The organism is Chloracidobacterium sp. (assembly GCA_016715795.1).
Taxonomy (GTDB): Bacteria; Acidobacteriota; Blastocatellia; order Pyrinomonadales; family Pyrinomonadaceae; genus OLB17.
This window is the reverse complement of record JADJXP010000002.1, coordinates 1933474-1957627: the sequence shown is the minus strand read 5'-3', so window position 1 is coordinate 1957627 and position 24154 is coordinate 1933474. Positions and strand designations below refer to the sequence as shown.

Genomic DNA, 24154 nt, shown 5'->3' with positions numbered 1-24154 from the left:
GTCATGGAGAATCGCGAATTCGTAGAACGCGTTGCGAACATGTATCGCGATGCGCGAGTGCCAATCTTCCCGCACCCGAGCATTGTTCGCGGTCGAAGTCACTCAATTGCGAGCAAGGTCGAAGATCTATTCGCAAGGTTTGTTGTCGATACGCTCGGAGACGACGCAGAGGGCGTCACTATCTTTGTGGATCAACCGATTCGCCCGACATGTACGAACAAAACATTTTACCCGGATGTTGCTCTTGCGCGTGGAGACCGACTGGTTCAGATGTGGGACCTGAAGACCGATCTCGGATATGACCGGGGAGGGTTTGCTCAGAAATGTCGCGAGAAAGCCGACCTGTTAGGCGAAATTCGAGGGAACGTCGGTTTCTTGAGCAATAGGCAAATCAACTTCTCCGAAAACCTGATGTATAACGTAGTAGTCGTAAGCAAGAGAAATATCCAACAGAACTTGGTCGAACAGCACATCGACGAGATTCGGGTAATCGATGGTGTCGACGCGTTTTTTCTCACAGACGACGTCCATCCGAATTTTAACCACTGGCCAGTCGCAGAGATAATGGGGGCGATCAACATCCTCGATGAGGAATTTGATCGCGTACGACAACGTGTGCGGGAAGCGGTTACGCAGAGATGAGACTTTCACCAACAGAAATATTCAAGGGCAAGAAGATCTTCTTCATCGGCGGAACGGGCTTTGTGGGGAAGGTCACTTTGTCGATGCTGCTCAATAACTTTCCGGATATTGGGAAGGTGTATGCGACCGTGCGGGCACGGGATGAGAACGAGTCGCGGACCAGGTTTTGGACGTCGATAGTGACGTCGCCGACGTTTGATCCGCTGCGGGAGAAGTACGGCGACGGGTTTGAGGATTTTATTAAGTCCAAGGTCGTTCCCGTGAACGGCGACGTCGGTAACGAGTTTCTCGGGCTCGATGAGAAGGAAGCGGCCAAGATCATGCGGGACACCGACATCATCATCAATGGTGCCGGTAATGTGACGTTCAATCCGCCGCTTGAGTCAGCTCTCAGGACGAATGTCGTCGGGTCAAACAACATAATCAAGCTCGCGCGGATGATGAAAAAGCCGCGGCTGGTGCATGTTTCGACGTGTTTTGTTGCGGGCAAGCGTTCCGGGCCGATCTGGGAGAATGAACCTGTCGTCGGGTATTTTCCAAGGAAAGACGAGCTGGTGGGGACGACGTTTGACGTCAATCGCGAGGTCGAGGACTGCGCTCGCCTATCCGAGCAGGCACGGCAGGAAGCGGATGACGCCGTGCAGGCGGCGAAATTTCGCGAGCAGGCGAGAAAGCGTTTTATCGAAGAAGGCCGCGATCCGGACGACGAGACCGAATTGAAATCGGCGATATTTCGCGAACGAAAGATGTGGATACGCGAGCGCACCACCGAGCTTGGGGCCGAGCGGGCCGAGTATTGGGGCTGGACGAATATCTACACGTATTCCAAATCGCTCGCCGAGCAGATCATCGCTTCGCAGGACGATATCGTAAAGACGCTTGTGCGCCCGAGTATAGTCGAGTCGTCGAACCAATATCCGTTCCCGGGCTGGAACGAAGGGTTTACGACGACTGCACCGCTGATACTGATAGCGCTCCGCGGTCAGCCCGTGATCCCTGTTAACGAAAAACTCATCCTCGACATCATCCCGGTCGATATGGTCGCTGGAGCGATACTCGCGGCGGCGATGAATGTGCTGGTTGATGATAATCCGCCGCTCGTTTTTCAGGCATCATCGGGCGACTCGAACCCGAACGATATGAAACGCATTGTCGGGCTGGTCGGGCTGTATAAGCGGCAGCATTTCGAGGAAAAGGAAACGGGCAACAAGCTCGCGAACAAGCTCGCCGGCATGGTCGAGGCGACACCCGTCAGGCAGCGGACCTATGAACTCGCGTCGGCGCCGATGCTCAACAAGGTCGCGAAGCGTGCCGACGACCTTATGGACCGTGTGACGCCGCGTTGGGGCGGCGGGCGGATCGGCAACATTATTGCGGACCTCAAAAAGACGACTGAGGGTTTTAAGGACACAACGCAGGCGACGATGGACGCGTTCGCGATGTTCAAGCCGTTCATGATCGATAACGAATATCTGTATCGGTCCGACAATGTCCGGGCTCTACAAGCCGTCATTAAGGACAAGGAAAAGCATCTGTTGCCGTGGTATCCCGAGCGGCTCGATTGGTACGACTATTGGCTCAACGTCCATTTCCCGGGCATGCGTAAATGGGTGCTGCCGACGCTCGAGGAAGAGTTAAAGGCAGTTGAGAAGAGGAGTTACACCTACAAAGACCTGCTTGATCTTTTCGACACGTCGGTCAAGCGTTTCCCGACCCGTGTCGCGATGCGCATCGAGCGCGATGGGCGAAAGGAGCAATACACTTATCAGGACATTGCCGAACTGACGCTTCGCGCGGCGGGCTTTTTTGCAAAGAACGGCATTCAGTCGGCCGAGCGTGTAATTCTCTTTTCTCACAACATGCCTGAATGGGGCATCACCTATTTCGGCATTCTCAAGGCTGGTGCGACTGCCGTGCCGATCGATCCGGCGTCGTCGGTGGATGAGATCGTCACCTTTGCAAAGGCGGCGGAGGTGTCGGCGATAGTTTTGAGCCCGAAACTCGCAGACGAGAACCCTGAACTCGCGAAAAAGTTGAAGGCGGCGAAATTGAAAGTTGCCGTGTGGACGTTTGACGACGTTTTTGAGATGCAGCCGGAGACCGAGGAGGCAAAGCGCAACGCTCTGCTGCCCGCAAAAGTGCATTCCAATTCTATTGCATCGCTGATCTTTACGTCGGGCACGACAGGCAAGCCCAAGGCGGTGATGCTGTCGCATAAGAATTTCGTCAACATGATCTCGATGCTCTCGTCCGTGCTCGACATGGACATCACCGATGGCGTGCTGAGCGTGCTGCCGATGCACCACACATTTGAGTTTTCGGCGGGCTTTTTGACGCCATTCTCAAACGGGACACAGATCACCTACCTCAACGAGCTGACTGCCGAAGACCTCTCGAAAACTATTGAGAACGGGCATGTTACGGGCATGGTGGGCGTACCGGCGTTGTGGGAGATGCTGCATCGCCGGATCAAAACGCGCCTCAGGGAACGCGGCGATTGGATAGCCGATCTCGCCGACAACGTGATCGAGTTCAACGCCTGGATCCGCGACAACACGCCGTTCAACCTCGGACCGATCGTGTTTTTCCCGATCCATCAGGGTATGGGCGGCAAGATGCGTTACCTGATCTCGGGCGGCTCGGCGTTGAGCGAAAAGGTGCAGAAAGACCTTCACGGCCTCGGCTTCACCGTGCTCGAAGGCTACGGCCTGACCGAGTCTTCGCCGGTGCTCACGGTCGCTCGGCCCGGCAACAAACTGCTCAAAGGATCGGTCGGCAAACCGCTGCCGGGCGTCGAGGTCAAGATCGATTCGCCGGACGAGAACGGTGTCGGCGAGGTGCTCGCGCGCGGCCAGAATGTAATGGCCGGTTATTACAATAACGAGGAAGCGACCGACGCGGTGCTCCGGGATAGATGGCTGCGAACCGGAGACCTTGGGCGTATCGACGATGATGGCAACTTGTTTATCGTCGGCCGTTCGAAGGACGTAATAATCGATTCTAACGGAAAGAACATTTATCCGGACGAGATCGAGGATATCTATGGCAAGACGTCTATTATCAAGGAGTTAAGCGTGGTCGGTCTGCCCGATGCTGACGGAGGCGAGAAGATCGCGGCCCTCGTCGTTCCTGATTACGAACACGAGATCTCGCTTTCGCGGACCGATGCGAACAAGCGGGTTGAGGAGTATTTTAGGCAGGTTTCTGCCGGAATACCGTTCTTTAAACGTGTAAAAGTGCTGCACCTGACTCCGTTCGAATTGCCACGCACGGCGACGCGAAAGGTCAAACGGCCCGAGGTCGTCGAGATGCTTCAGAAGCTAGAGGAGCGGGCGAAAACAAAGACCAACGAGATCGTCGAATCAAAGACCGATGACAACGCGCTGTGGATACGCAAGATCGTAGCGACCGTTTCGAGCCGTCCGCTCGGCGATGTGGCGATGGAAGACCGGCTGGCGGATCTTGGATTTGATTCGCTGATGTTCGTCGAGCTACAGGCGGCGGTCGAGGATGCGGGCGGGCGCGTCTTATCGCCGGACACGCTGAATGAGGTGCAATCGGTTCGCGAACTACTTGCGGCGGTTCAACGCGTCGATCGGTCAAAGAAGCTCGCGGATGAGCCGCGTCTAGAGGAAAAGAAGGACGACGACGAGTTTTACATTCCAGGAATTATTCGCCGCGTCGGCAATGCCGTGGTCGATCTGGCGCAGGACACGCTTTACTCGACGGTGCTCGACACGTCGATCGAGGGTGGGTCGAACGTGCCGCAGCACGTTAACTTTATCGTCGCACCGAACCACACGTCGCACCTTGACACGGGCCTTGTGAAACGGGCCCTGGGTAAAGATGTTGCCGAACAGACCGTCGCGGTCGCAGCCGCTGATTACTGGTTCGACACAAAATACAAGCGGGCGTATATGAACAACTTTACGACGCTCGTCCCGATCGAACGCAGCGGCAGCCTGCGGCAATCGCTGCGGCATGTGCTGCAGATATTGAATGACGGCTACAATGCGTTGATCTTTCCCGAGGGCGGCCGGCAGGAGAGCGGGCAGATCGCGGAGTTCAAACCGATAATCGGCTATCTTGCCCTCAATCAAAAGATCGGCATCCTGCCGATATACATCTGGGGCACGTACGAAGCTTTTCCAAAAGGCATGGTCATTCCGCCAACGAGCAGCCTCGGGGCGAGCGTCGGTGCAAAGGTAGGGCGATTTCTCGACTACGACGAGCTCAAACGGATGACTGAGGGCGTTCCAAATACGGAGTCATACCGCCTGATCGCCGCCCGCGTGCAGCACGAGATCGAGAACATGCGCGACGGGACGCGGCGGGAATTCGATGTCGATAGCTTACGAAAACAATGGAAAGCCGAGCGGCGACGGTCGCGCAAACAGGAACCGGTAATCGATGACTAGAATTTTGACATTCTGAGACGACTTGTGCATAATCCTGCACAGGTATTTTAGGAAATGAAAGTGATAACCGCGACCGCAGCAAGAGCACGATTCTTCAGCCTTATCGATCAAGTAGCCGATGAGCACGAGGAAGTAATGATAACAACCAAGCGCAGCAACGCTGTTTTGGTGAGCGAGGACGACTGGCGTTCGATACAGGAATCTTTGTTCTTATCGTCAATACCGGGCTTCATCGAGTCACTCGACGTTGCTTCAGAAACGTCCGATGACGAGTGGGTAAGTCACGACGATATCTTGGCAACTTTGAAAGGCGAGGAATAGCGATTGGGTTGGACGCTGAGATATTCGAAAGAAGCTCGAAAGGACGCCGAGCGTCTTCACCGTGCCGGATTAGGAAAGAAAACGGCCAATCTACTTGAGATTCTTGCAATAAATCCGTTTCAAAATTCGCCACCCTATGAAAAGCTGTCAGGTGAACTCAGCGGCAGGTTTTCACGGCGAAACAACATTCAGCATCGAATTGTTTATGAGGTTATTAAGAAAGAGAAGATCGTGAATGTGCTCCGCATGTGGACCCATTACGAATAGCGAATGGCGCGAAAATCAAGCGAAAAGATCGGGAGTAAGATTCTGATAACCGGCGGCACCGGTTTTCTGGGTACGCATATCGTGCGGCAGATGCTGGATGCGGGTATTAAGAACCTGCGCGTGATGGCGTCGCGGGTGCCGGCGTGGATGACGGACGCGGGCGTTGAGGCGAGCGAGGGGTCGGTCACGGATCGTGAGAACGTCGCTAACGCCGTCAAGAATGTTTCGGCGATCTTTCATCTCGCTGGCAAGGTCTCGCGTGACAACGATGATGCCGCTGATATGAACCGAGTGCATCTTGAGGGCACGCGGCTGTTGTGCGAGGCGGCCAAAGAGGCCGGCGTGGGTACGATTGTCCTTGCATCGTCGAGCGGGACGATCGCTGTGAGTGAGACGGACGAGGTCGTTGACGAGACCTACCCACAGCCGGTCGAGATCATTTCGCGTTGGGCATATTACGCGTCAAAGTATTACCAGGAGCGCACCGCTATTGAGAACTTTGACGGCAAAGAGCGGCGGCTGGTGATAATGAATCCGTCGCTGCTGCTTGGCCCCGAGGATGATCGTCTTTCTTCAACAAAACCGGTGCTTGATTTTCTCGGCCGCAAGGTGCCGTATTGCCCGAGCGGCGGGCTGAACTTCGTCGATGCCCGCGATGCGGCGACGGCGTTCATAGCGGCGTTGGAGAAGGGAAAGCATCAGGAGAAATACCTGCTCGGTGCGGCGAATATGACCTTTGCCCGGTTCTTTGGCCGCCTCGAGCGTCTTTCGGGAGTTGCCGCTCCGGCGATGAAGGTGCCGAAGAAACTTGCAATGGCGGGCTCGTCGATGATCAGCTCGCTCTACAAGAACTGGAGCCGCACCTCGCCGGTTGCTCCGAACGAAGTTGAGCAGGCAGAGCACTTCTGGTATTTCTCGTCAGCAAAGGCTGAAGAACAGCTTGGCTTTGCTCCACGAGACCCGCAAGAGACACTCCAGGACACGATCAACCACCTCCGCCACAATTTCCTCGGCGAGGGTGTCTTCAAGTAGCGGTTGTATCTTATTCGTGCATTCGTCGCTATAACCCGTTATAGAGAATTAGCCACGAATGCACGAATTGAGATTCATGCATTTTCGCAACCTTTGCGCCTGTCCGGACGTGAAATGGATCGGTGCGAGGCTTTGTTTTTGAACGAGGTCTGTTGAAAATAGAATGAATGCGGGAAAGCGGACAGCGGCGAAAACTCAGCTTCAGGGGGCATGCGCGCGGCCATGCCTGAAGACAAGCTGTCCGACCACGCCCTGATCGAGAACATTCGTGCGGGCGACGATGACGCCTTTGGCGAATTGATGTCGCGATACCGCGGGCCGATCACGAACTATCTCTATCGTTTCCTGAACGACTACGAAGAGGCCGTTGATCTGGCCCAGGAGACGTTCGTTCGCGTGTATTTCGCTCTCGACCGCTACCATACGGGCTACGCGTTCTCGACCTATATTTACCGTATCGCGACGAACCTTGCGATAAGTGAGATCAGGCGGCGAAAGCGGCGGCGGGTGTTGTCGCTCACTGGGCTGTTTCAGGGCGACGAAGGGAGCGACGCCGAGTATCAGCCGCCGGACAAGGCAAAGCTTGCCGATGCGGCACTGGTCGAGGATGAACGAAGCGAGGTCATCGGCCGGGCAATTGCGGCCTTGCCCGAGAAGTATCGCGTACCCGTAGTTCTTCGAGATATCGAGGGCCGTTCGTACGACGAAATCGCCGAGATATTGAAGCTCGGCCTCGGCACCACAAAATCGCGTATCAGCCGCGGGCGAGGGCTGTTAAAAGAGAAGCTGCAACATTATTTTTAGATGCGACGGGACGAGAACAATTTTGACGAGGTAGGCAAGCTGCTGGGCACGCTTGGCCGGGTCGATCCGCCGGGCGATTTCGACGTTCGAGTGCGGGCGCGTATCGCTGCCGGGATACCTGCAAGACGCAGCTTGCTGCCTTTTGCCCGCATTGCGGTTCCGGCGGCATTGCTGCTGGCGGTCGGCGGATACTTTGGCTACACATCGTTTTTCGCTCCGGCAGATGTTCCGCCGGTCGCCGAGACGCGAGCCGCGCCTGATTCACAGCCACAGTTACCGTCGATGCCGCCGGATAATACGCTGGCCGTCCGGCCGGATGAGGTCGCGGTGCGGGCCCCATCGCCCAACAATTCGTTATCGACATTACCGGGACCGAAGACGCCTGAGGCCGTTCGGCCGTCGGACGAGCAGGGCGGCGGTTCGCTCGATTTTAGCTTCCCGACGGCCCGCCGACGCCTGCCGCGAGGGCTCGATCCTGACCGCGTGATCACAGACGCAAACATTGGCTCCGACGCGAGGCTTTCGGCGGCGACCGTGATGGGAATGCTTGGCATCTCGGCCGCATGCTCGGCCTCGGGCTGCCGCGTTCGAGCCGTTTCACCAAACAGTATCGCAGCCAATTCGGGCGTTGTCGCAGGGGACGTTATCGAGGCGGTTGACGGGACTGCGCTCAACGCGGGGACGAGCTTTAGCGGACAATTTTCGGCCGCGAATGTCCGTGTCCGGCGTAATGGTTCGACAATGACGATCTCGCTCAGGCCTTAAGGTTTTTGCGGTTGGCCCACGGCCGCGTCCTTTACCTCGGTCTGGAACTTACTGTATCCATACGACTTAACGACCTGATTGACGTTGATCCCCTTGACTAGAAGGACTCGCACGGCCAAGTTTATCTCGGCCTCTGACGGCAGCCATATCTCGCCGCCGACCCGTTCCTGATCGAGTACGAACGAGGCACCTTTCTTCAGTTTTGCTACAACACCACCGCCGACATTGAAGCTGTCCGCCAGCGAGGCCTCGATTCGGGCGACCTGCTTGTCCTCTTCATCGATCCACATCACTCCGGCCGTTTTGCCAAAGAATTTGAGCAGGCTCTTGGCGTTTTTCATATCAAAACCCGGATCAGGCTCAAAGTCGAAGACGACAACATCGCGCCCGCGAAAGCGCTCGCGGCGCGGATTCATAAGCTTCGACGCACGCAGGACCTCGGCGATCGAGATTCGCCGTTCGTCGCCCCTCGCCGGGCCGCGTCCGGCCTCGCTGGCCTCGCTTCTGGCAGCGTCTTTCTCTATCTCGTCGATCCGTTTTTCTACGTCTCGGTCTGCATCGGCTTGGTCCTTGGGGCTGAGCGGACGGCCGTTCTTTTCGATAAGGCGCGAGACTCGCCGGCCCTTGTGGAACGACATCTGGAACGTCTCAGACTCGGTCTCGCGCAGCACCCCGTCCTTGCCGAGTTCGCGTTTGACGACCTTTTGCGTGAATGAATAGCTGTCGAGCAAGGCCTCGACCCGGTCCTCGTTGGCCTGGAGTTCTCTCAGCAGGGCAGAAATGTCGGGCAGCGGCTCGTTCGTCCGCACGGGAAAGTCAAATGTCGAACGAGCGACAACGGTATTCAACCGGATGCTCTCAAGCCTCACCTCATAACGCTCGCCGCCAGATGCGAGATGGACAAGAAAAGGCCGCTTGAGGCCGTCGATATCACGATAGTCGCTGTATTCAGCCGTCTCGTCACCGATCTGATCGCGAACAGGCAGGCCTGTGACCGCGTCAAACCAGATCCTGATCGTTATTCCTTTTGGCGTCGTCAGCACAACGACATTTGCGGGTTTGCCGTTTACATTCTCGATGCCGCCCGATGATAGCTTTACCTTTTGCTGTTTGTAATTGAGCCACAGGCTGTTGCGAAAAAGTGCCGTCGCCTGCATGGCGGCGCTATCGGCACCGGTCAGTGTCCGCAGGCCGTCGCGCGAATTGCGGGCCCAGCCCGAACGGCCGTTGTAGCCGCTCTCGCGCTCGAAACCCGCGAGATCATAGCTGATATTCAGCAGGTTCGGCTGCTCTGTCTGAAACCGGTATCGGCCTACGGCACCGTCGCCCAGCCGGGTGATCGTCCCTGTCTGCACCGAGGAGCGGACAGAACGGACCTTCTTGCTACCGCCAAGCGCCTTCTCGGCTTGTTTGAGGACCTTTGCCGGTGATTGAGCCGCGGCCTGCAGTGCAAGAATGCCGAGAGCCAGCAAACACAAGCCGGAATGGATGACAGCCTTTCGCATTGGTATAATCGAGGTTTAGTGTCGCAGATGAATGTTGTTATGAAAAGAGTTGCACTCCTCTTTGCCTTATTGCTCGGAGCCTGTGGGGCGGCGGCGTTCGGGCAGGCCCCTATCTCAGCGGACCTTGTCGTGACGAATGCAAATATCCGGACGATGGACGCAAAGCGAACCGTCACGAGTTCACTGGCAGTGTTGAACGGCCGGATCGTCGCGCTCGGCGCCGATACAAAGGGCCTGATCGGCGCAAGAACAAAGGTGATCGATGCCAAAGGCAGGACGATCATCCCTGGCCTTAACGACGCACATCTGCACTTTATGGCTACGGGCGCGCAGCGCTCGCAAATCGATCTTGGGAAGGGTGTGACGAGCTCGGCTGAGTTCATCAGGCGTTTGAAGGAATTTGCCGCAAAACTGCCCAAGGGCCGCTGGATCGAAGGCGGCCGTTGGGACCATGAGAACTGGACGCCGGCCGAACTGCCGACGGCGGCGATGATCGATGCCGTGACACCGGACAATCCGGTCTATGTCAGCCGGCTCGACGGCCATATGTCCCTTGCGAACAGCCTCGCGATGCGGCTCGCAGGCGTTGACAAGCACACAAAGGATGTCGCCGGCGGCGAGATAGTTCGCGATGCGGCGGGAGATCCGACGGGGATCTTTAAAGACGCGGCCGAGGCCTATATCGAACGGGTCATACCCGAGGCGAATTTCGACCAGAAAGTGGAGCAGGCCATTGCCGCGACCGAATACGCAGCCAGTCTCGGCATCACGAGCGCCCAGGACATGGGCTCGTCGGCGCTTGACGTGCGTGCCTATCAAGAGCTGTTACGCCAAGGCAAGCTGAAGACGCGGCTATATGCCTGCACGCCCATGGCGGACTTTGACAGATGGCGTGCGGCGGGCATCGCCGCTGCGTTTGGCACTCCGATGCTTCGTGTCGGCTGCGTCAAGGGTTATGCCGACGGCAGTCTCGGATCGACGACCGCCTGGCTCTTCGAGCCCTATGCTGACGCGCCGAATACGTCGGGACTTCATCGCGCCGACGTGACGACGACCATGAAGCAGAACATCATTGACGCCGACAAGGCAGGGCTTCAGGTCAATATCCACGCGATCGGCGATCGAGCGAATGCGACGATCCTGGACTATTATGCGGGCCTCGATGAGGTGAACGGCGCGCGAGATCGGCGTTTTCGCATCGAACACGCGCAGCATCTGAGGCAGCAGGACATTCCGCGATTTGGGAAGTCAAAGGTTGTCGCATCAATGCAGCCGATGCACGTTTACGACGACGGCAAGTGGGCCGTAAAACGCGTCGGGACTGAGCGATTGAAGGGCACGTATGCGTTTCGATCACTGCTAGATACCGGAGCAGTCATCGCATTCGGGTCCGACTCGCCCGTTGCGAATCTAAATGCCATTTTTGGTATTTACGCAGCCGTGACACGCCAGACGAGCGATCTGAAAAACCCGACGGGCTGGGTGCCGGACCAGAAGATAACGGTTGACGAAGCTGTTCGGGCGTTCACCTCTGGCTCGGCGTATGCGGAGTTTCAGGAGGGCGTTAAGGGCACGCTGGAGGTCGGCAAGCTGGCGGACTTTGTTGTGCTCTCTGACGACATCTTTGCGATCGATCCTGCAAAGATCCGCGATGTTCGTGTCATGACGACCGTGGTCGATGGCCGGGTCGTGTTTGAGCGAAAGTAATGCGCGCCGCGGCGATCATAGTCTTTCTGGCGGCCGCCGCCGCTGCACAGCAGCGAGCCGATCTCATAATCACGAACGCAAACGTCAGGACGCTTGATCAACGCCGGCCGCGGGCACAGGCGATAGCTGTTTCGGGCGACAGGATCACTGCGGTCGGGGATGCCGCCGTTCTCAAAACGCTGGCGGGCCCCAAAACGCGCGTCCTCGATGCCGGCGGACGGCTCGTCATTCCCGGATTCAACGACGCACACGTCCATCTGACCGCGATCGGCAATCTTTTCTCGCACATGGATCTCAGCGACATGACCGGTGCCGAAATTTCGGCGGCCGTCGCCAGATGCGCCCGTCTCATCCCAAAGGGTCGATGGATACTCGGCCGCGGCTGGACCGACGCAAAGGGCCTGCCAACGGCGGCCGACCTCGACGCTGCCGCGGGCGAACATCCGGTCCTTCTTTACTCGAAGGACTATTCCTTCGGCTTGGCAAACTCGCAAGCCCTCCGCGATTCACGCATCACGGCGCCCAATGGCGTCATCAGCGGTGCCGAGCTCGAAAAAGTGCGTAGCCGAGTGCCTGCCGATTATGCGTCAAACTGGGCCGAGATCATCGAGACTGCGGGCAATTACGCAGCATCGCTCGGCGTTACAAGTGTGCAGGACGTTCACTCCGATGACCTCTTTGATGTCCTGACACGCCTGAACCAGGCCGGCAGGCTCAATGTCCGGGTTTACGATTGTATTGGCATTAGTGACCGGCAGAAACTAATTAAGGCGGGCGTGCGGGCGGCCGGCGGCTCACCGATGGCCCGGCGCGGTTGTCTCAAAGGCATGGCCGACGGCGAAGACGGTGAGATCGCGGAGCTTGGCGAAGCCGTTACCGAAGCCGACCGCGCCGGCCTGCAAGTAATGGTCCACGCGATAGGGCCGCTCTCGAACGCAAACACGCTTGCGGCGTTTGAACGCGTGATCGTTGCCAATGGCACGCGCGATCGGCGCTTTCGCGTCGAACACGCCGCCCGGATGCGCACGGCCGACATTGGCCGACTCGCGCGAGCCGGCATCATTGCGTCGATGCAGCCATTTCTTTTTTACAGCGGGCCAAGACTCGGTGATGAATATCGACACATCCTGAATGCAAGAGCGCGGGTCGCCTTCGGTTCCGATTCCTCAATGATCGATCTCGACCCGCTGCCCGGCATTCACGCCGCAGTCAACAGCGGACGGCGCTCGATCTCGGTGAATGAGGCGGTGACGGCCTACACGCTCGGTTCGGCCTACGCTGAGTTTCAGGAGCGAGAAAAGGGGACGATCGAGACTGGGAAACTCGCTGACATCGTTATCCTCTCGGAAGACATCTTTATGATCGATCGTTCGAGGATCAGGGATGTTACGGTCGTCACGACCGTTATGGGCGGCCGGATTGTGTACGACAGCCGCTAAGGTATAATGACAAAAGGGCTTTATTGAATTAAAGCACATTCAAAATTATGAAAAATATCATCGTATCTATCGCATTTATTTTGGTGTCAGCAGGCTTGTCGTTTGCTCAGGACTCGCACGGCCATGCCAAGGCGGAAGTCAACAGCAAAGGTGAACCGGTCGTGAAGTCTAAGGAGAACGCACCGGTCGAGCTCAAGGCGGGCGAGTCGATCACGCGCGGTGAAGCACTTGCCAAGGGCGTGATGAAGGTATCGGTCGAGAAGGTGCTTGCCGCTCCTGACAAATACGTGGACAACACCGTCGAGGTCGAGGGCGTAATCGTCCGCTCTTGCAAGAAAGAAGGCTGCTGGATGGAGATGGCCGATAAGACCGACGGGAAAACGGTCCGCGTCACCTTCGGCGACCACAAGTTCTTCATCCCGCTCAATTCAGCCGGCATGAAGGTCAAGGCTCAGGGCCAGTTCAAAACCAAAGTGTTAGACAAGGAACACGTCGAACATCTCATTAAGGATGACGGCGCAAAGTTCGACAAGCGCAACGCCGATGGGACTGTGACCGAAGTGTCGTTTGACGCGACGGGTGCAGTCCTGACCAAGCAGTGATCGTATGGGTATCGTCGGCAAGATCGTGCTTGTAATTGGCATTTTGGGCGTCCTGCTCGGTGCCGCAGTCACGGTCGTTTCGATGTTGCTCGTGCCGCTCACCAACGGCCGCACAAGCTGGGAGGAAGCGATGCTCGGGGTCATCCCGGGCATCCTTGTCTTCCTCGCCTCGTTCGTCATGACCGTGGTCGGCATCATTCTGATCGTGGTCGATCGCAAGAAGGGTAAATAGATACATCGCAAGGACGTGAGCGTTGCGTGGTATACTGACCGCGTTATGGGTGTGATCACCATAGAAATACCGCAGAAGGTTAAGAGGTCCTTTCATATCGATTCGAAGGCCAAAGCGCGGGAGATCCTTAAGAGCCTCGATGACATCAATAGTCTGCGGCACGGGATTGATCCGAACGGTAGTAAGAAAGCCTCGGTTGACGAGTTTGATGCCGCCCTCGACGCTGTTGTCGGTATGTGGTCGTATCGCGAAAAATCAACCCAAGAGATAGCGAATGAGCTAAGAGACGGCTGGAACCGAACCAATGGCAGGCACCTTGGCTGATACGAACGTATTCATTGCCGTTTTCAAAGGCCATCGTCGCTTAGGTGAACGAATAAAAGTTGACCGTCCTGCACTCAGTACCATTGTCTACTTAGAACTGATACAAGGGTCGAAGAACAAGACTGAAGTCAGGAAGATCGAAAAACTTCTCAGATTCTTCAAGGTCATTCATTTTGACGAGGCAATCGGGCTTCGGGCCATCGATCTTATCCGCAAATATTCGAAAAGTAACGGCTTGCTGTTGGCGGATGCGATCATTGCTGCGACCTGCCTCGAAAATGAGCTCAGACTCGTTACGTTCAACGCAAAGGACTTTCATTTCATCCAAGGCCTAGCAATAGACGTTCCAAAACCGTGAAGCCGTTCAAGATTCGAGACATTACGATCGATCCGCCGCTGATCCTGTCGCCAATGGCGGGCGTGACGGACTACACGTTTCGGCGGCTCATCAAGCGGCGCGGCGGAGTTGGGTTGGTCGTGTCGGAGTTTATCTCGGTCGAGGGGCTGACGCGCGGCAATCCGAAATCAAAGCGGCAAATGCGTTTTGATGAGGAGGAGCGGCCGTTTGCCGTTCAGATCTTCGGCGGGCGGCCCGAGCGGATGGCGATGGGAGCGGAGATGGCCGAGGAGGTCGGCGCCGACATTCTAGATGTGAATTGCGGATGTCCGGCCCCGAAGGTCGTCAAGAACGGCGGCGGTTCGGGCCTGCTCCGCGAGCCGGAGCTTCTCGAGACGATCCTCAAGGAGATCAAGAAGGCGATCACGATCCCGCTGACGCTAAAGCTCCGCACGGGCTATACCGAGGCATCGATCAACGTCGTCGAGGTCGCAAAGATGGCCGAGCAGTGCGGCGTCGAACATATTCAGGTCCACGGCCGCACGCGCGAGCAGGGCTATAAGGGAATGGCCGACTGGGATCGTATTGCCGCCGTAAAGGCAGCCGTCAGCATTCCCGTTTCGGGCAACGGCGATATCACGACGATAGAATATGGCATGCGACGCTGGCGCGAAACGGGCGTTGACGGCATATTGATCGGCCGCGGTGCGATGCAGAATCCGTGGATATTTCGGCAGTTTGCGGACGTGCTTTCTGGCCGTGAGGCGTATCAGCCTGACCTCGCGGAAAAGAAGGACGTGCTGCTCGAATTCTTTTCGATGTGCCGCGAAGAGATGCCTGAGATCGTCGCTCTCGGCAAGATGAAGCAGCTCGCCGGGCAGTTTACCAAGGGCCTGGTGGGCGGCGCTCAGTTTCGCCAGACACTGTATCATTCGCACTCGGCCGACGAGATACTTGAGAACATCACCATGTATTTTGAGACGCTTTCGAGCCGTGAGACGTTCGGTGACGGCGTGGTCGAGGCCGACGCGGATCTTGAATTTGCTTCGTGCGAACCAGCTGTCGTGCCACAGGCCGCAGGCCGCGCTATGTCAGTATAAATGAAACAGAATCAACTACTTATCGCAGTTCTGACCCTCGTTTTTTCGACGATCGCGGCATTCTCTCAGAACGATGCCGGCCCGATCCGTTCGTCGCCCGCTTACGCTGAGGTATTGCTGAAAAAGACCGAACTGCTCGCCGACCTTGACGCCATGTCGGAGCAATACACCGAGCAAAATCCCCGGATCATCGACCTGCGCTTTGAGCTCGCCGCGCTCGACAAGTCGCTGGAGAAGGTCTACGGCGTAAAGCCTTCCGAAACCGGAAAACTCACGCTCGCCCTCGGCAAACTGATCGTAAAAAAGGCCGAACTCGAGACGACGCTCAACCGCCTCACCCGCTCATATAACAAAGACCACCCCGACGTAAAACGCGCCAAACGGCGCGTCGATATCTTCGAAAATTCGATAAACGAGATCCTAAAATAACGGGACGCATTATTAGGGAAAGCCGCGAATCCCAGTCCGATTCTTCACTCACAGCGCATAAATGTGCCGCTGCCGCCGACGCCGGCGGGGACGATGCCTTTTGCACCGCGGCCGACGACGAAATCCTGCATCTGGCAGAATGGCCGGCCCGGTATCTTGAGCAACGCCGTGCCGCGTTTATACGAGTTGTAGCTCACCTTGTAATAGCGAAACAGATCGTCGCTGGCGACGTAATCGAGGCTCTTGCGCTGCATCCACGTCTTATACTCAAGGCCGATATGCAGCACCTGAGCTCCCGGATACTCTTTCGCGAACTGAGCTTTTACCACTGATTCGACGGCCGCGTCGTGATAGGGCGGCTGTTTGTATGACCGATTCGGAGCGTCGCGCATCACGATCGTTTTGAGCGCGTCGGCCCTCGATTCGGCCGCAGACGTTGCATCGGCGGGCACTTCGACCTTGTAAACGGCGTATTTTGGCCGCAGCCAGGCGATCTTTTCCTTGCGCCACTTGTCGCGCTCCCATATCAACTGCTGAGTTTCCCAACGGACCGGATTGTCCGGCTCATTGAATCCAAAGTTCAGATTCTCGTCCGTGTAGCCGAGATTGACCAACGTTTTAACCACGTTGACCCGCGCCGTTCTTTCTACAGCGACGCGATTCGCCGCGATCTCGCACCACACGCCAAAGCGATAATCGACCGAACCCTCGCGAATATAGCCCGGGCTGCGATAGTCGCTCAGCCCGCGATAACGCCCGCGGCACAGTCCGTCAAGCTCCGCGAGATCTGCCATCGACTTTGTCCATATCGCTGAGTCAGGAACGGCGCCGCCGCCTTGGAATTGTGGGTCATAGCCCGGGGCGAATATCTCAACCGCCTTTATGAATCGCGGCCTTGCCTCGTCCATAAAGGCCCGCTGCACCTGATCCGGAGCGACCGGCTCGAGCGGATTGCGCGCGGCCGCGCCGAGGCGCAGCTTTGGCGAATTGATCGGCAGCGTCACGACCTGATCGTCCATATTGCCAAAGCGGACTCGCACCTTGCTGCCGTCCACGCGTTCTATGGTCGCCTTGACCCATTCCTGGCCAAAGCAAAAGCACTGATATCGCACCTCGTCACCAACTGATTGTGCCGCCACGCCTGCGGCCGCGAGAATTACAGCAACAGCCAGTTTCCAGATCCTGATCATTATAGATGTCCCCCTAAATGCTGTTTGATTTTTGTGGAATTCTAGCACAGATCGGCGCTCATCGGCGCATCAGAGCGTCGAGGCCGAACCTGCGGTCATTTTGGCGTGAGGTCAGTTTGCGGTCTTTTCTTTTCGCTCGTCGGCAAAAAGGATCGGCGAGACGACGGGGCGGTAGGAATCGCTGATCCTGATGAGGGCGTCCTCGCGGAGCTTTGACATGAATTTTTTCTGTTCGAGCGGAGCCCGCTCCTGCGTGATAGCGAGGCGAACGGCTCCTTCGTCAAAGACCGATTCACTGCTGGCGGCCTTGCGCCCATCAACGTGCAGGATCACCATACCCATCTGGTCCAGTTCGAAGGGTGCGGTCACGTCGCCGGCTTTTACGCCCTTGAGCGGTTCGCCGATCTTCGAGTTGAGGTCGGCCACGTTGAGGTCCTCGGCCTTGCCCGTCCCCTGCGTGATGAGGCCCGGATCGGAGTTTTCTTTCACAACCTTGGCAAAATCCGCCCCTGCCTTTAGCGCGATGTGAAGCTGACGGGCCTTTTCGCGAACTGCCGCTATATCGCGGCCCGCAAATCCGAGGAATAACTCTGAGAACGACACCGTCTCGGGCTTGGTGAATTTTGCCTTGTTCTTCTCGTAATAGTCCTTGAGGTCCTTGCCGTTGAGGCCCCAGTAGATCTTTGATTGCACTTCGCGCTGGACGACGCGTTCGCGCACGGCGGCCTTTCGCCAATTTTCACGCAGTTCCTGTGGATGAGCCCCCTGCTTTTCCATCTCGGCATAGAGCGCCTCGACGGTCTTGAAGCCGTATTGCTTCATCAGGTCGGCCACACGCTGATTGAGCGATGCCTCGATCTCGCTGTCGAGGCCGATCTCTTTTGATTTCTGTATCAACAGCTCCTCATTGATGAGGCTGGCGATAAGCTCGCCTTGTTTCTCATCGACCAGCTTCTGCGCATCCTCGCGCGTCTTGCCTTGCTCGACGAGAGAATCGACCGCGTCCTTCATCTCACGTTTAACGCGCGAGAGCGTGATGACGTCGTCGTTTACCTGCGCAACGACCTCGTCAACCACTCGAGTTTGGACCTCCTGGGCAATGGCGCCGGTTCCCGACACGACAAAAACAGCGGTAAGAACGAGTATCTTGGCAATTAATCTCATATTCGATCTGGCCCGTAACAAAAGGAAATCTTATTATCAGGCGAAAGTGTTTGCAAACCGTGTAATTGGATGCCTGGCGCCGCGAGAGAGTTTATCGCATCGCGGCGCAAAATAGCGGGAATATCGGGCGAATTCACAATTTCTAATATGTAAGGCGCCGTATGCCGCCCCTGCATGTACAACAAAATTACGAACATTCCATGATCGATGGCCGGACTGTCAGCATTAGGCCGCCAACGAACGCCTCGCGGCGAGCAAAAGGTATGCGGCGCGTGATCGTCCGAGCGGTGATCTGTGTCGCTGTTTGCGTAGCGATGGTCCTTGCATTTTATGTATCGCTGATCGCGTCGGCGGGCCCGCTCACTATCGACCAGAAGCACACGGTCCGTCGCGCCATTGCGGTGCTTCGAGATAAAGGCTTCGCGGCCGACATCGTATTACTCGAGAACGTCACGGTCTTCCGAGCCGATGACAACTGGCTGAATGCGACCGTTGCGAAGGAGAATGCCTTTGCCGCAACGAATTTCCCGTTCGCGATCATCACTCTTTACTCAGATTTCTTTGCCTATCCGATCGACGATGTCGAACGCGCCGCGATACTCCTTCACGAGTCAAGGCACCTGCGCGGTGAGGACGAGCATGCCGCATACCGCTACGTCTGGCTTAATCGCAAGCAGCTCGGCTGGACCGCCGATAAGTACGCTCATTCTCAGGTCTGGGACAATATCCGCCGGCAAACGCGCGAGCACGTCCCGGAGCTCTTCAACTGTCCTCAACGCCGCAGCACCGATTGTACTGAATAGCCATCAGGCACGGATCGCATCGAGGGCATCGGCTGCCGTCCTGATCGGATCGGCCGTGATGATATCCACGCGCAGGATGCCGCTCGGCGAGAAGTTCGATCCCTGATCTTCGGCAAGATAAGACATCAGCTTTTCCGGCGACACGCGGGCCGATTCGCCGAGCTTGACCGCGACCTGCGAGCCGCTCTTATCGATCGAAACGATCGCCATCGACTCGGCCAGCTTTCTCAGGCGAGCATATTCAAACAGATTCTCGACCGAACGAGGAATCCGTCCGTAACGATCCTCGATCTCGGCGTGGATCGCGATGAGTTCGTCTGCTCCGGCAGACGAGATGCGTTTGTAGGTGCGCAGCCGTTGGCCGGCCTCGGCGATGTAGTCTTTTGGGATTGCGACATCGACGCCGAGGTTGATCGAGACGCTTACTTCGTCGGCGATCTCGTCGCCACGAAGCTCGGCAATTGTGCGCTCGAGCATCTTTGTATAGAGGTCGAATCCAAGCGCGTCGAGATGGCCCGATTGTTGTCCGCCGAGGATGTTTCCGGCACCGCGCAGTTCGAGATCAAGTGCAGCGAGGCGAAAACCGGCGCCCAGGTCCGAGAATTCGCGAATCGCCGATAATCGCCGCCTTGCTATCGGCGTCAGCTCTAACTCGCTTGGTATCAACAGATACGCATAGGCACGCCGATTCGATCTCCCGACTCTGCCGCGCAGCTGATAGAGCTGTGAGAGGCCGTAATTGTCGGCGCGATTGATGATGATCGTATTGGCACGCGGGATGTCGATGCCGTTCTCGATGATCGTCGTGGCGACGAGAACGTCGTATTTGTAGTCGATAAAATCGAGCATCGCCTGCTCCATTTCTTTTTCGTTCATCTGGCCGTGGCCGATGGCGATGCGGGCCGCGGGGACGATCTTTTGGATCAGGGCGGCGATCGATTCGATCGATTCGACGCGATTGTGGATAAAAAATACCTGGCCGTTGCGCGACATTTCGAGTTCGATCGCCGAGCGAATGACGCCCTCGGCAAACTGAACGACCTGCGTATTTATCGCCAGCCGGTCGCGCGGCGGCGTTTCGATCACGGACATATCGCGCATGCCGAGCAGCGACATATTGAGCGTGCGCGGTATCGGCGTCGCAGACAGCGTGAGCACATCGACCTTTTTCTTCCACTGCTTTAGCTTTTCCTTGTGGGCGACGCCGAAGCGCTGCTCTTCGTCAACGACAACGAGGCCAAGCTTTGGCAGCTTGACGTCGGTCGAGAGCAGTCGATGTGTGCCGATCAGCACGTCGATCTCACCCTTTCCTGCCGATTCCGCAACCGTTTTTTGCTCCTTTGGGCTTCTAAATCTCGACAACAGATCGACCGTAACCGGAAATGCCGAAAAGCGTTTCTTAAAAGTTTCGTAATGCTGATACGCGAGCACGGTCGTCGGCGTCAGCACGGCGGCCTGCTTGCCGTCCATCACCGCCTTAAAGGCCGCACGCATCGCGACCTCGGTCTTTCCGTAGCCGACATCGCCGATTATCAGGCGGTCCATCGGGACGGCCGTTTCCATATCGGTCTTGACGTCCTCGATCGCTCCGGCCTGATCGGCCGTCAGGTCATAGGGAAAGGCGTCTTCGAATTCGTGCTGCCAGGGAGCGTCGGGCGGAAAGGCGTGGCCGCGCACGAGTTTGCGTTCGGCGTAGAGCTTCAATAGCTCGTCCGCCATGTCGCGCATCGCGCGTTTTGCTTTAGCCTTCGTCTTTTGCCAGCCGATGCCGCCGAGCCGGTCAAGCGCGGGCTGTGTCGCCTCGCCCGACGAGTAGCGCGAGACGAGGTCCATTCGCTCAACGGGCACGAACAACTTCGCCTCGTCTGCATACACGAGCAGCATGAACTCGCGTGCGGAGCCTTGTGTAGTGATCGTCTGCAATCCATCAAATCGCCCGATGCCGTGATCGACATGGACGACGTAGTCGCCCGGCTTGAGGTCGCGGAAATCGGAGATGAACGCGCCGAGGCGGGATTTGGGCCGTTGGCCTTTGGTCTTAGGCCTTTGGCCTTCCTCGGTTGACTCGCCAAATATATCGCTCTCGGCGTAGATGATCAGGTTTTCGCTTGGAAGTTCAAAACCACACGACAGGCCGCCCAGCTTGATCGCGTCGAGCGGGAGATATATGTCATAGTCGCGAAGTATCTCAGCGACCCGTTCCGCCATGCCCGACGTGCCAACGACGATCTGCCCCTTGCGGTCAAATTCGGCGAGGAATGCAGCTATGTCGCCGTGAAACCGCCGCGTCGAACGCGATTGGATCGTGACCTCCTCGGCTTCCTCAGCGGTTGGGAAGAGAAACAGGGCAGAACCCCCTGCGTAAGCCGGCGGCAGTCGGTTGCCATCTCGCTCAAACTTGTGAAGTCCATCCGACATCGGGTTAAGTTCAGCGTCCCGGCCACCCGCTAACGCGGGCGGTTCTGCCCTTATAGCCATCTCTTCGTCGGTTTCGGCCGCGGTTCGCCCGAGTGCACGTAGCTCGACACGAGCAGGCGCGTCGAGACCGGCCCGTAGGTGCTCGCCCGACAGAAACAACTCACTCGGCTCAAGCGCAACGTCCCCCGCCTCGATCGTGCCCTCGTAATTCGCCTGCAGATGCTCGTATAGGCTCGTTAATGTCTGCTCGACCACGGTCGGTTCGTCGATGACAAATATGTGGTCACCGAGATAGTCGAAAACGCTTGCTTCGAGCGGTTTAACGAGCGGCAAATGAAACTCCCAGCCCGAGAACGTCTCGCCCTCGGCGGCGTGGTCGGTGCGGTCCTTCAGATTGCGGCGAAACCGCTCATCGCCGAATTGTTCCTCGGCAAAGAACGCCCAGTCCTTCATATCCTGCGGCGTGACGGCAAATTCGCGCATCGGCGCGATGGAGATGTTCTTTAGCTGCTCGACCGAAAGCTGCGTATCGGCATCAAACGTCCTGATCGAATCGACTGTGTCGCCAAAGAACTCAACGCGCACAGGCATCTCTGCGTCCGGCGACCACACATCGATAATGCCGCCGCGAAGCGAGAATTGCCCCGGCCCAAAGATCGGGTCTTCGCGAACATAGCCGCCGGCCGCGAGCCGATCAATAAGCTGCTCTGGCGGGAAGGCCTCGTCCCGAATAAGTTCTGCCCCGAGTTTCGCTATTGCCGACGGCCCGACCGTCTTTTGCACAAGCGAGCGGGCCGAAAGAACGACCATCGCCGCGCCGCCGTGTGCCATCTGCCACAGCGACAATGCTCGCCGTTCCTGCGTCTCAGCATGCGGCGACGCGCCTGAATATGGATCTGTCTCGAACGACGGAAGGACGAGAATTTCGGATCTTAGATTTGAAATTTGAGATCTGAAATCTGAAATTTGAGATCGAAAGAACTGAAGGTCGTCGTTCCACGCATCGGCGTCGCTATTTGTGTCCGTGACAACGGCAAACTGTTTCCCGGTTTCGGCCGCCAGGCGCGAGAGGACATACGCCTTTGCCGAGATCGACGTGAGGCCGCTGATGCTGATGATGCGTTGCCCGCTATCGATGCTGCGTTTCAACTGTTCGAGTCCGCTTGCCACAAAACACACTTAGCCGCAGAGAACACGCCTGCCCGGGGCGTTCTCATGCGGTTACGGCTATTTTCTCACATTGTGCACAAAAAAGCCCTGTTGATAGCAAATGAAGATGTCCGGTTTTGTTAGCACATCAAATGTCCGGTTTGTGTTTGTTGCAGGAAAGGGGCGCGCCCGTTTCCTGCAACGGGCCGTCTGAGCCGCTCACCTCGGGCAGATGGTTTTCCATCGGCTGAATATCGGCCGATCTGCCTGGGCCCGTAGCCGATCGAGATAAAGCCGTCCAAGTGCTGATATACGGTGACGCGGCAGCCGTCGAGGGAGGAGCGCCATATTTGGCGGTCGATCTGGAGCACCAAGTTACGATATTTGACGGTGTTGTCTCGATTAACGGTCCTCTCGGTCTGGATCGAGAAAACACGGTCGAGATCGTCCCTCAAACATGGCACAAAAGCCGAAGCACCAGGCTCGGCGGCCACGACGGTGAACTTTCGGTTGAACTCGCGAATATAGCTTCTTTTCAAGAATCTGTTTGCCTCCTCAGGCGTTGATATCCCTCGAAGCCTCAGTTCCTGCGGAAGACGCCCCTGCCACGTCTTGAAGCTGCGTTCGCTGCGCCCTCGTGCCTGCGGCGAGTAAGCCGGGATCATTGTGATCCCGAGCTCGCGCAGTGCACGTCCGACCTGCGTGAGTGTTTGTTTATCCACCGGTTCTCCCGCCTTTGGCGTCAGCCAGAAATGACTTCCACGATCAGAGTAGAGACTGCAGAAAACGCCTTCTTTTTCAACAACTTGCCTGATCGCCCTCATGATCGTCGAAGTCGATTCCGCATCGACCAGAGCGGCATAATAGATCTCGCCCGTGGCGTCATCGAGTATCACGATCAGATCGTGCCAGCTCTCATCGCCAAACCACTGGTGATGTGACCCGTCGATATGCGCGAAGATCCCCTTTAGAGGCTTTCTGTCCCGCTTTCTCCGGTGCTTCTTTCGCACAGCGTCTTTCGCCACCAGACCCGCTCCCTCAGCCCCTTGACCCATGTGTAGCTCACCTCGATCTTGTGCTCCTCGACGAGCTTCTCGTGATAGTGCTTTACATTCAGATCAAAATACTTGTCCCGATAAAGCCCCATCACCTGCTCTACCACTTCAACTGGTATCCGCTTCGGACTCGCTTTGCCTACTCGCTTGTCAAACAGCGCACTATACCCCACCTCTTCATACTTCTCCCGTATCCTCCGTAAATGCCGGCAACTGATATCTAATATCTCTGCCGCCTCTATCCAACTGATCTTCTTTGCAAACGCTCGCAATATGATCTCCTGTCTTGTCATCGCCTTCTCCATCGCGACATCCGGGTATCTTCTCATAGCTCCATTCAAGCTACTTACCCTCTGCCGCCGAAAGCGGACATATCACCTGCTACAACCACCGGACATATGATGTGCTACTTACATGTGCACAAAAAAGCCCTTGTGTCGAGTGCGAATGC

General features: G+C 56.9%; 20 protein-coding genes and 1 pseudogene. 16 read left to right on the top strand and 5 right to left on the bottom strand.

Annotated elements, in window-relative coordinates; genetic code table 11:
* Positions 1–3: 3 nt before the first annotated feature.
* From IPM59_14040 to IPM59_14010, 7 genes are all read left to right on the top strand, one after another.
* Positions 4–642, top strand: coding sequence for a hypothetical protein (locus IPM59_14040; protein ID MBK9216687.1), 639 nt, complete (start codon positions 4–6; stop codon positions 640–642).
* Positions 639–5060: an AMP-binding protein gene (locus IPM59_14035; protein MBK9216686.1), complete on the top strand. Its 4422-nt coding sequence runs from the start codon at positions 639–641 to the stop codon at positions 5058–5060. The genes IPM59_14040 and IPM59_14035 overlap by 4 nt, the downstream gene beginning before the upstream one ends.
* Before the next feature lie 54 nt (positions 5061–5114).
* Positions 5115–5381, top strand: coding sequence for a type II toxin-antitoxin system Phd/YefM family antitoxin (locus tag IPM59_14030; GenBank protein MBK9216685.1), 267 nt, complete (start codon positions 5115–5117; stop codon positions 5379–5381).
* 3 nt (positions 5382–5384) lie between these two features.
* A complete protein-coding gene (locus IPM59_14025; protein ID MBK9216684.1) occupies positions 5385–5648 on the top strand; it encodes a Txe/YoeB family addiction module toxin in 264 nt (87 codons plus the stop codon).
* Positions 5649–5651: 3 nt separating this feature from the next.
* Positions 5652–6680, top strand: coding sequence for an NAD-dependent epimerase/dehydratase family protein (locus IPM59_14020; protein ID MBK9216683.1), 1029 nt, complete (start codon positions 5652–5654; stop codon positions 6678–6680).
* A 222-nt stretch (positions 6681–6902) separates the two neighbouring features.
* Entirely contained in the window at positions 6903–7484 is a 582-nt protein-coding gene (locus IPM59_14015) for a sigma-70 family RNA polymerase sigma factor (GenBank protein ID MBK9216682.1), read from the top strand.
* Entirely contained in the window at positions 7485–8249 is a 765-nt protein-coding gene (locus IPM59_14010) for a hypothetical protein (GenBank protein ID MBK9216681.1), read from the top strand.
* On the opposite strand, the gene IPM59_14005 is transcribed toward IPM59_14010, so the two are convergent.
* Entirely contained in the window at positions 8246–9754 is a 1509-nt protein-coding gene (locus IPM59_14005) for a hypothetical protein (GenBank protein MBK9216680.1), read from the bottom strand. The genes IPM59_14010 and IPM59_14005 overlap by 4 nt on opposite strands.
* Before the next feature lie 39 nt (positions 9755–9793).
* Between IPM59_14005 and IPM59_14000 the strand changes: the two genes are divergently transcribed.
* The 8 genes from IPM59_14000 to IPM59_13965 are packed head-to-tail and all read left to right on the top strand — an operon-like array spanning position 9794 to position 15924.
* Positions 9794–11461, top strand: coding sequence for an amidohydrolase (locus IPM59_14000; protein MBK9216679.1), 1668 nt, complete (start codon positions 9794–9796; stop codon positions 11459–11461).
* Complete coding sequence (locus IPM59_13995) at positions 11461–12900, top strand: amidohydrolase (GenBank protein ID MBK9216678.1); 1440 nt, start codon at positions 11461–11463, stop codon at positions 12898–12900. Before IPM59_14000 ends, IPM59_13995 begins: the two co-directional genes overlap by 1 nt.
* Before the next feature lie 47 nt (positions 12901–12947).
* Positions 12948–13502 (top strand): DUF4920 domain-containing protein, encoded by a 555-nt coding sequence (locus IPM59_13990; protein MBK9216677.1) that lies wholly within the window; start codon positions 12948–12950, stop codon positions 13500–13502.
* Between the two features lie 4 nt (positions 13503–13506).
* Complete coding sequence (locus IPM59_13985; protein ID MBK9216676.1) at positions 13507–13734, top strand: hypothetical protein; 228 nt, start codon at positions 13507–13509, stop codon at positions 13732–13734.
* A gap of 45 nt (positions 13735–13779) precedes the next feature.
* Positions 13780–14058, top strand: a complete 279-nt coding sequence (locus IPM59_13980; GenBank protein ID MBK9216675.1) for a hypothetical protein — start codon at positions 13780–13782, stop codon at positions 14056–14058.
* Positions 14039–14416: a type II toxin-antitoxin system VapC family toxin gene (locus tag IPM59_13975; protein MBK9216674.1), complete on the top strand. Its 378-nt coding sequence runs from the start codon at positions 14039–14041 to the stop codon at positions 14414–14416. Before IPM59_13980 ends, IPM59_13975 begins: the two co-directional genes overlap by 20 nt.
* Positions 14413–15495 (top strand): tRNA dihydrouridine synthase DusB, encoded by a 1083-nt coding sequence (gene dusB / locus IPM59_13970; protein ID MBK9216673.1) that lies wholly within the window; start codon positions 14413–14415, stop codon positions 15493–15495. Before IPM59_13975 ends, dusB begins: the two co-directional genes overlap by 4 nt.
* Positions 15496–15924, top strand: a complete 429-nt coding sequence (locus IPM59_13965; GenBank protein ID MBK9216672.1) for a hypothetical protein — start codon at positions 15496–15498, stop codon at positions 15922–15924.
* Between the two features lie 44 nt (positions 15925–15968).
* On the opposite strand, the gene IPM59_13960 is transcribed toward IPM59_13965, so the two are convergent.
* Positions 15969–17114, bottom strand: a complete 1146-nt coding sequence (locus IPM59_13960) for a hypothetical protein (protein MBK9216671.1) — start codon at positions 17112–17114, stop codon at positions 15969–15971.
* A gap of 111 nt (positions 17115–17225) precedes the next feature.
* Positions 17226–18278, bottom strand: a complete 1053-nt coding sequence (locus IPM59_13955; GenBank protein MBK9216670.1) for a peptidyl-prolyl cis-trans isomerase — start codon at positions 18276–18278, stop codon at positions 17226–17228.
* A 200-nt stretch (positions 18279–18478) separates the two neighbouring features.
* On the opposite strand from IPM59_13955, the gene IPM59_13950 reads away from it, so the two are divergent.
* Complete coding sequence (locus IPM59_13950; protein MBK9216669.1) at positions 18479–19081, top strand: hypothetical protein; 603 nt, start codon at positions 18479–18481, stop codon at positions 19079–19081.
* 3 nt (positions 19082–19084) lie between these two features.
* Here IPM59_13950 and mfd read toward each other — a convergent pair whose 3' ends face one another.
* Complete coding sequence (gene mfd / locus IPM59_13945) at positions 19085–22090, bottom strand: transcription-repair coupling factor (protein ID MBK9216668.1); 3006 nt, start codon at positions 22088–22090, stop codon at positions 19085–19087.
* Between the two features lie 791 nt (positions 22091–22881).
* Positions 22882–24032: pseudogene (locus IPM59_13940) on the bottom strand (ISNCY family transposase).
* Positions 24033–24154: the final 122 nt, after the last annotated feature.

Excerpts from the sequence above, each read along its gene's own strand:
- IPM59_14005 (MBK9216680.1), bottom strand. The coding sequence starts at position 9,754 with ATGCGAAAGGCTGTCATCCATTCCGGCTTGTGTTTGCTGGCTCTCGGC.
- IPM59_13975 (MBK9216674.1), top strand. The coding sequence starts at position 14,039 with ATGGCAGGCACCTTGGCTGATACGAACGTATTCATTGCCGTTTTCAAA.
- IPM59_14035 (MBK9216686.1), top strand. The coding sequence starts at position 639 with ATGAGACTTTCACCAACAGAAATATTCAAGGGCAAGAAGATCTTCTTC.
- IPM59_13985 (MBK9216676.1), top strand. The coding sequence starts at position 13,507 with ATGGGTATCGTCGGCAAGATCGTGCTTGTAATTGGCATTTTGGGCGTC.
- IPM59_14015 (MBK9216682.1), top strand. The coding sequence starts at position 6,903 with ATGCCTGAAGACAAGCTGTCCGACCACGCCCTGATCGAGAACATTCGT.
- IPM59_13965 (MBK9216672.1), top strand. The coding sequence starts at position 15,496 with ATGAAACAGAATCAACTACTTATCGCAGTTCTGACCCTCGTTTTTTCG.
- IPM59_14010 (MBK9216681.1), top strand. The coding sequence starts at position 7,485 with ATGCGACGGGACGAGAACAATTTTGACGAGGTAGGCAAGCTGCTGGGC.
- IPM59_13950 (MBK9216669.1), top strand. The coding sequence starts at position 18,479 with ATGATCGATGGCCGGACTGTCAGCATTAGGCCGCCAACGAACGCCTCG.
- IPM59_13980 (MBK9216675.1), top strand. The coding sequence starts at position 13,780 with ATGGGTGTGATCACCATAGAAATACCGCAGAAGGTTAAGAGGTCCTTT.
- IPM59_14040 (MBK9216687.1), top strand. The coding sequence starts at position 4 with ATGGAGAATCGCGAATTCGTAGAACGCGTTGCGAACATGTATCGCGAT.
- IPM59_13960 (MBK9216671.1), bottom strand. The coding sequence starts at position 17,114 with ATGATCAGGATCTGGAAACTGGCTGTTGCTGTAATTCTCGCGGCCGCA.
- IPM59_14030 (MBK9216685.1), top strand. The coding sequence starts at position 5,115 with ATGAAAGTGATAACCGCGACCGCAGCAAGAGCACGATTCTTCAGCCTT.
- IPM59_14000 (MBK9216679.1), top strand. The coding sequence starts at position 9,794 with ATGAAAAGAGTTGCACTCCTCTTTGCCTTATTGCTCGGAGCCTGTGGG.
- IPM59_13995 (MBK9216678.1), top strand. The coding sequence starts at position 11,461 with ATGCGCGCCGCGGCGATCATAGTCTTTCTGGCGGCCGCCGCCGCTGCA.
- IPM59_13955 (MBK9216670.1), bottom strand. The coding sequence starts at position 18,278 with ATGAGATTAATTGCCAAGATACTCGTTCTTACCGCTGTTTTTGTCGTG.
- IPM59_14020 (MBK9216683.1), top strand. The coding sequence starts at position 5,652 with ATGGCGCGAAAATCAAGCGAAAAGATCGGGAGTAAGATTCTGATAACC.
- IPM59_13990 (MBK9216677.1), top strand. The coding sequence starts at position 12,948 with ATGAAAAATATCATCGTATCTATCGCATTTATTTTGGTGTCAGCAGGC.
- mfd (MBK9216668.1), bottom strand. The coding sequence starts at position 22,090 with ATGCCTGTGCGCGTTGAGTTCTTTGGCGACACAGTCGATTCGATCAGG.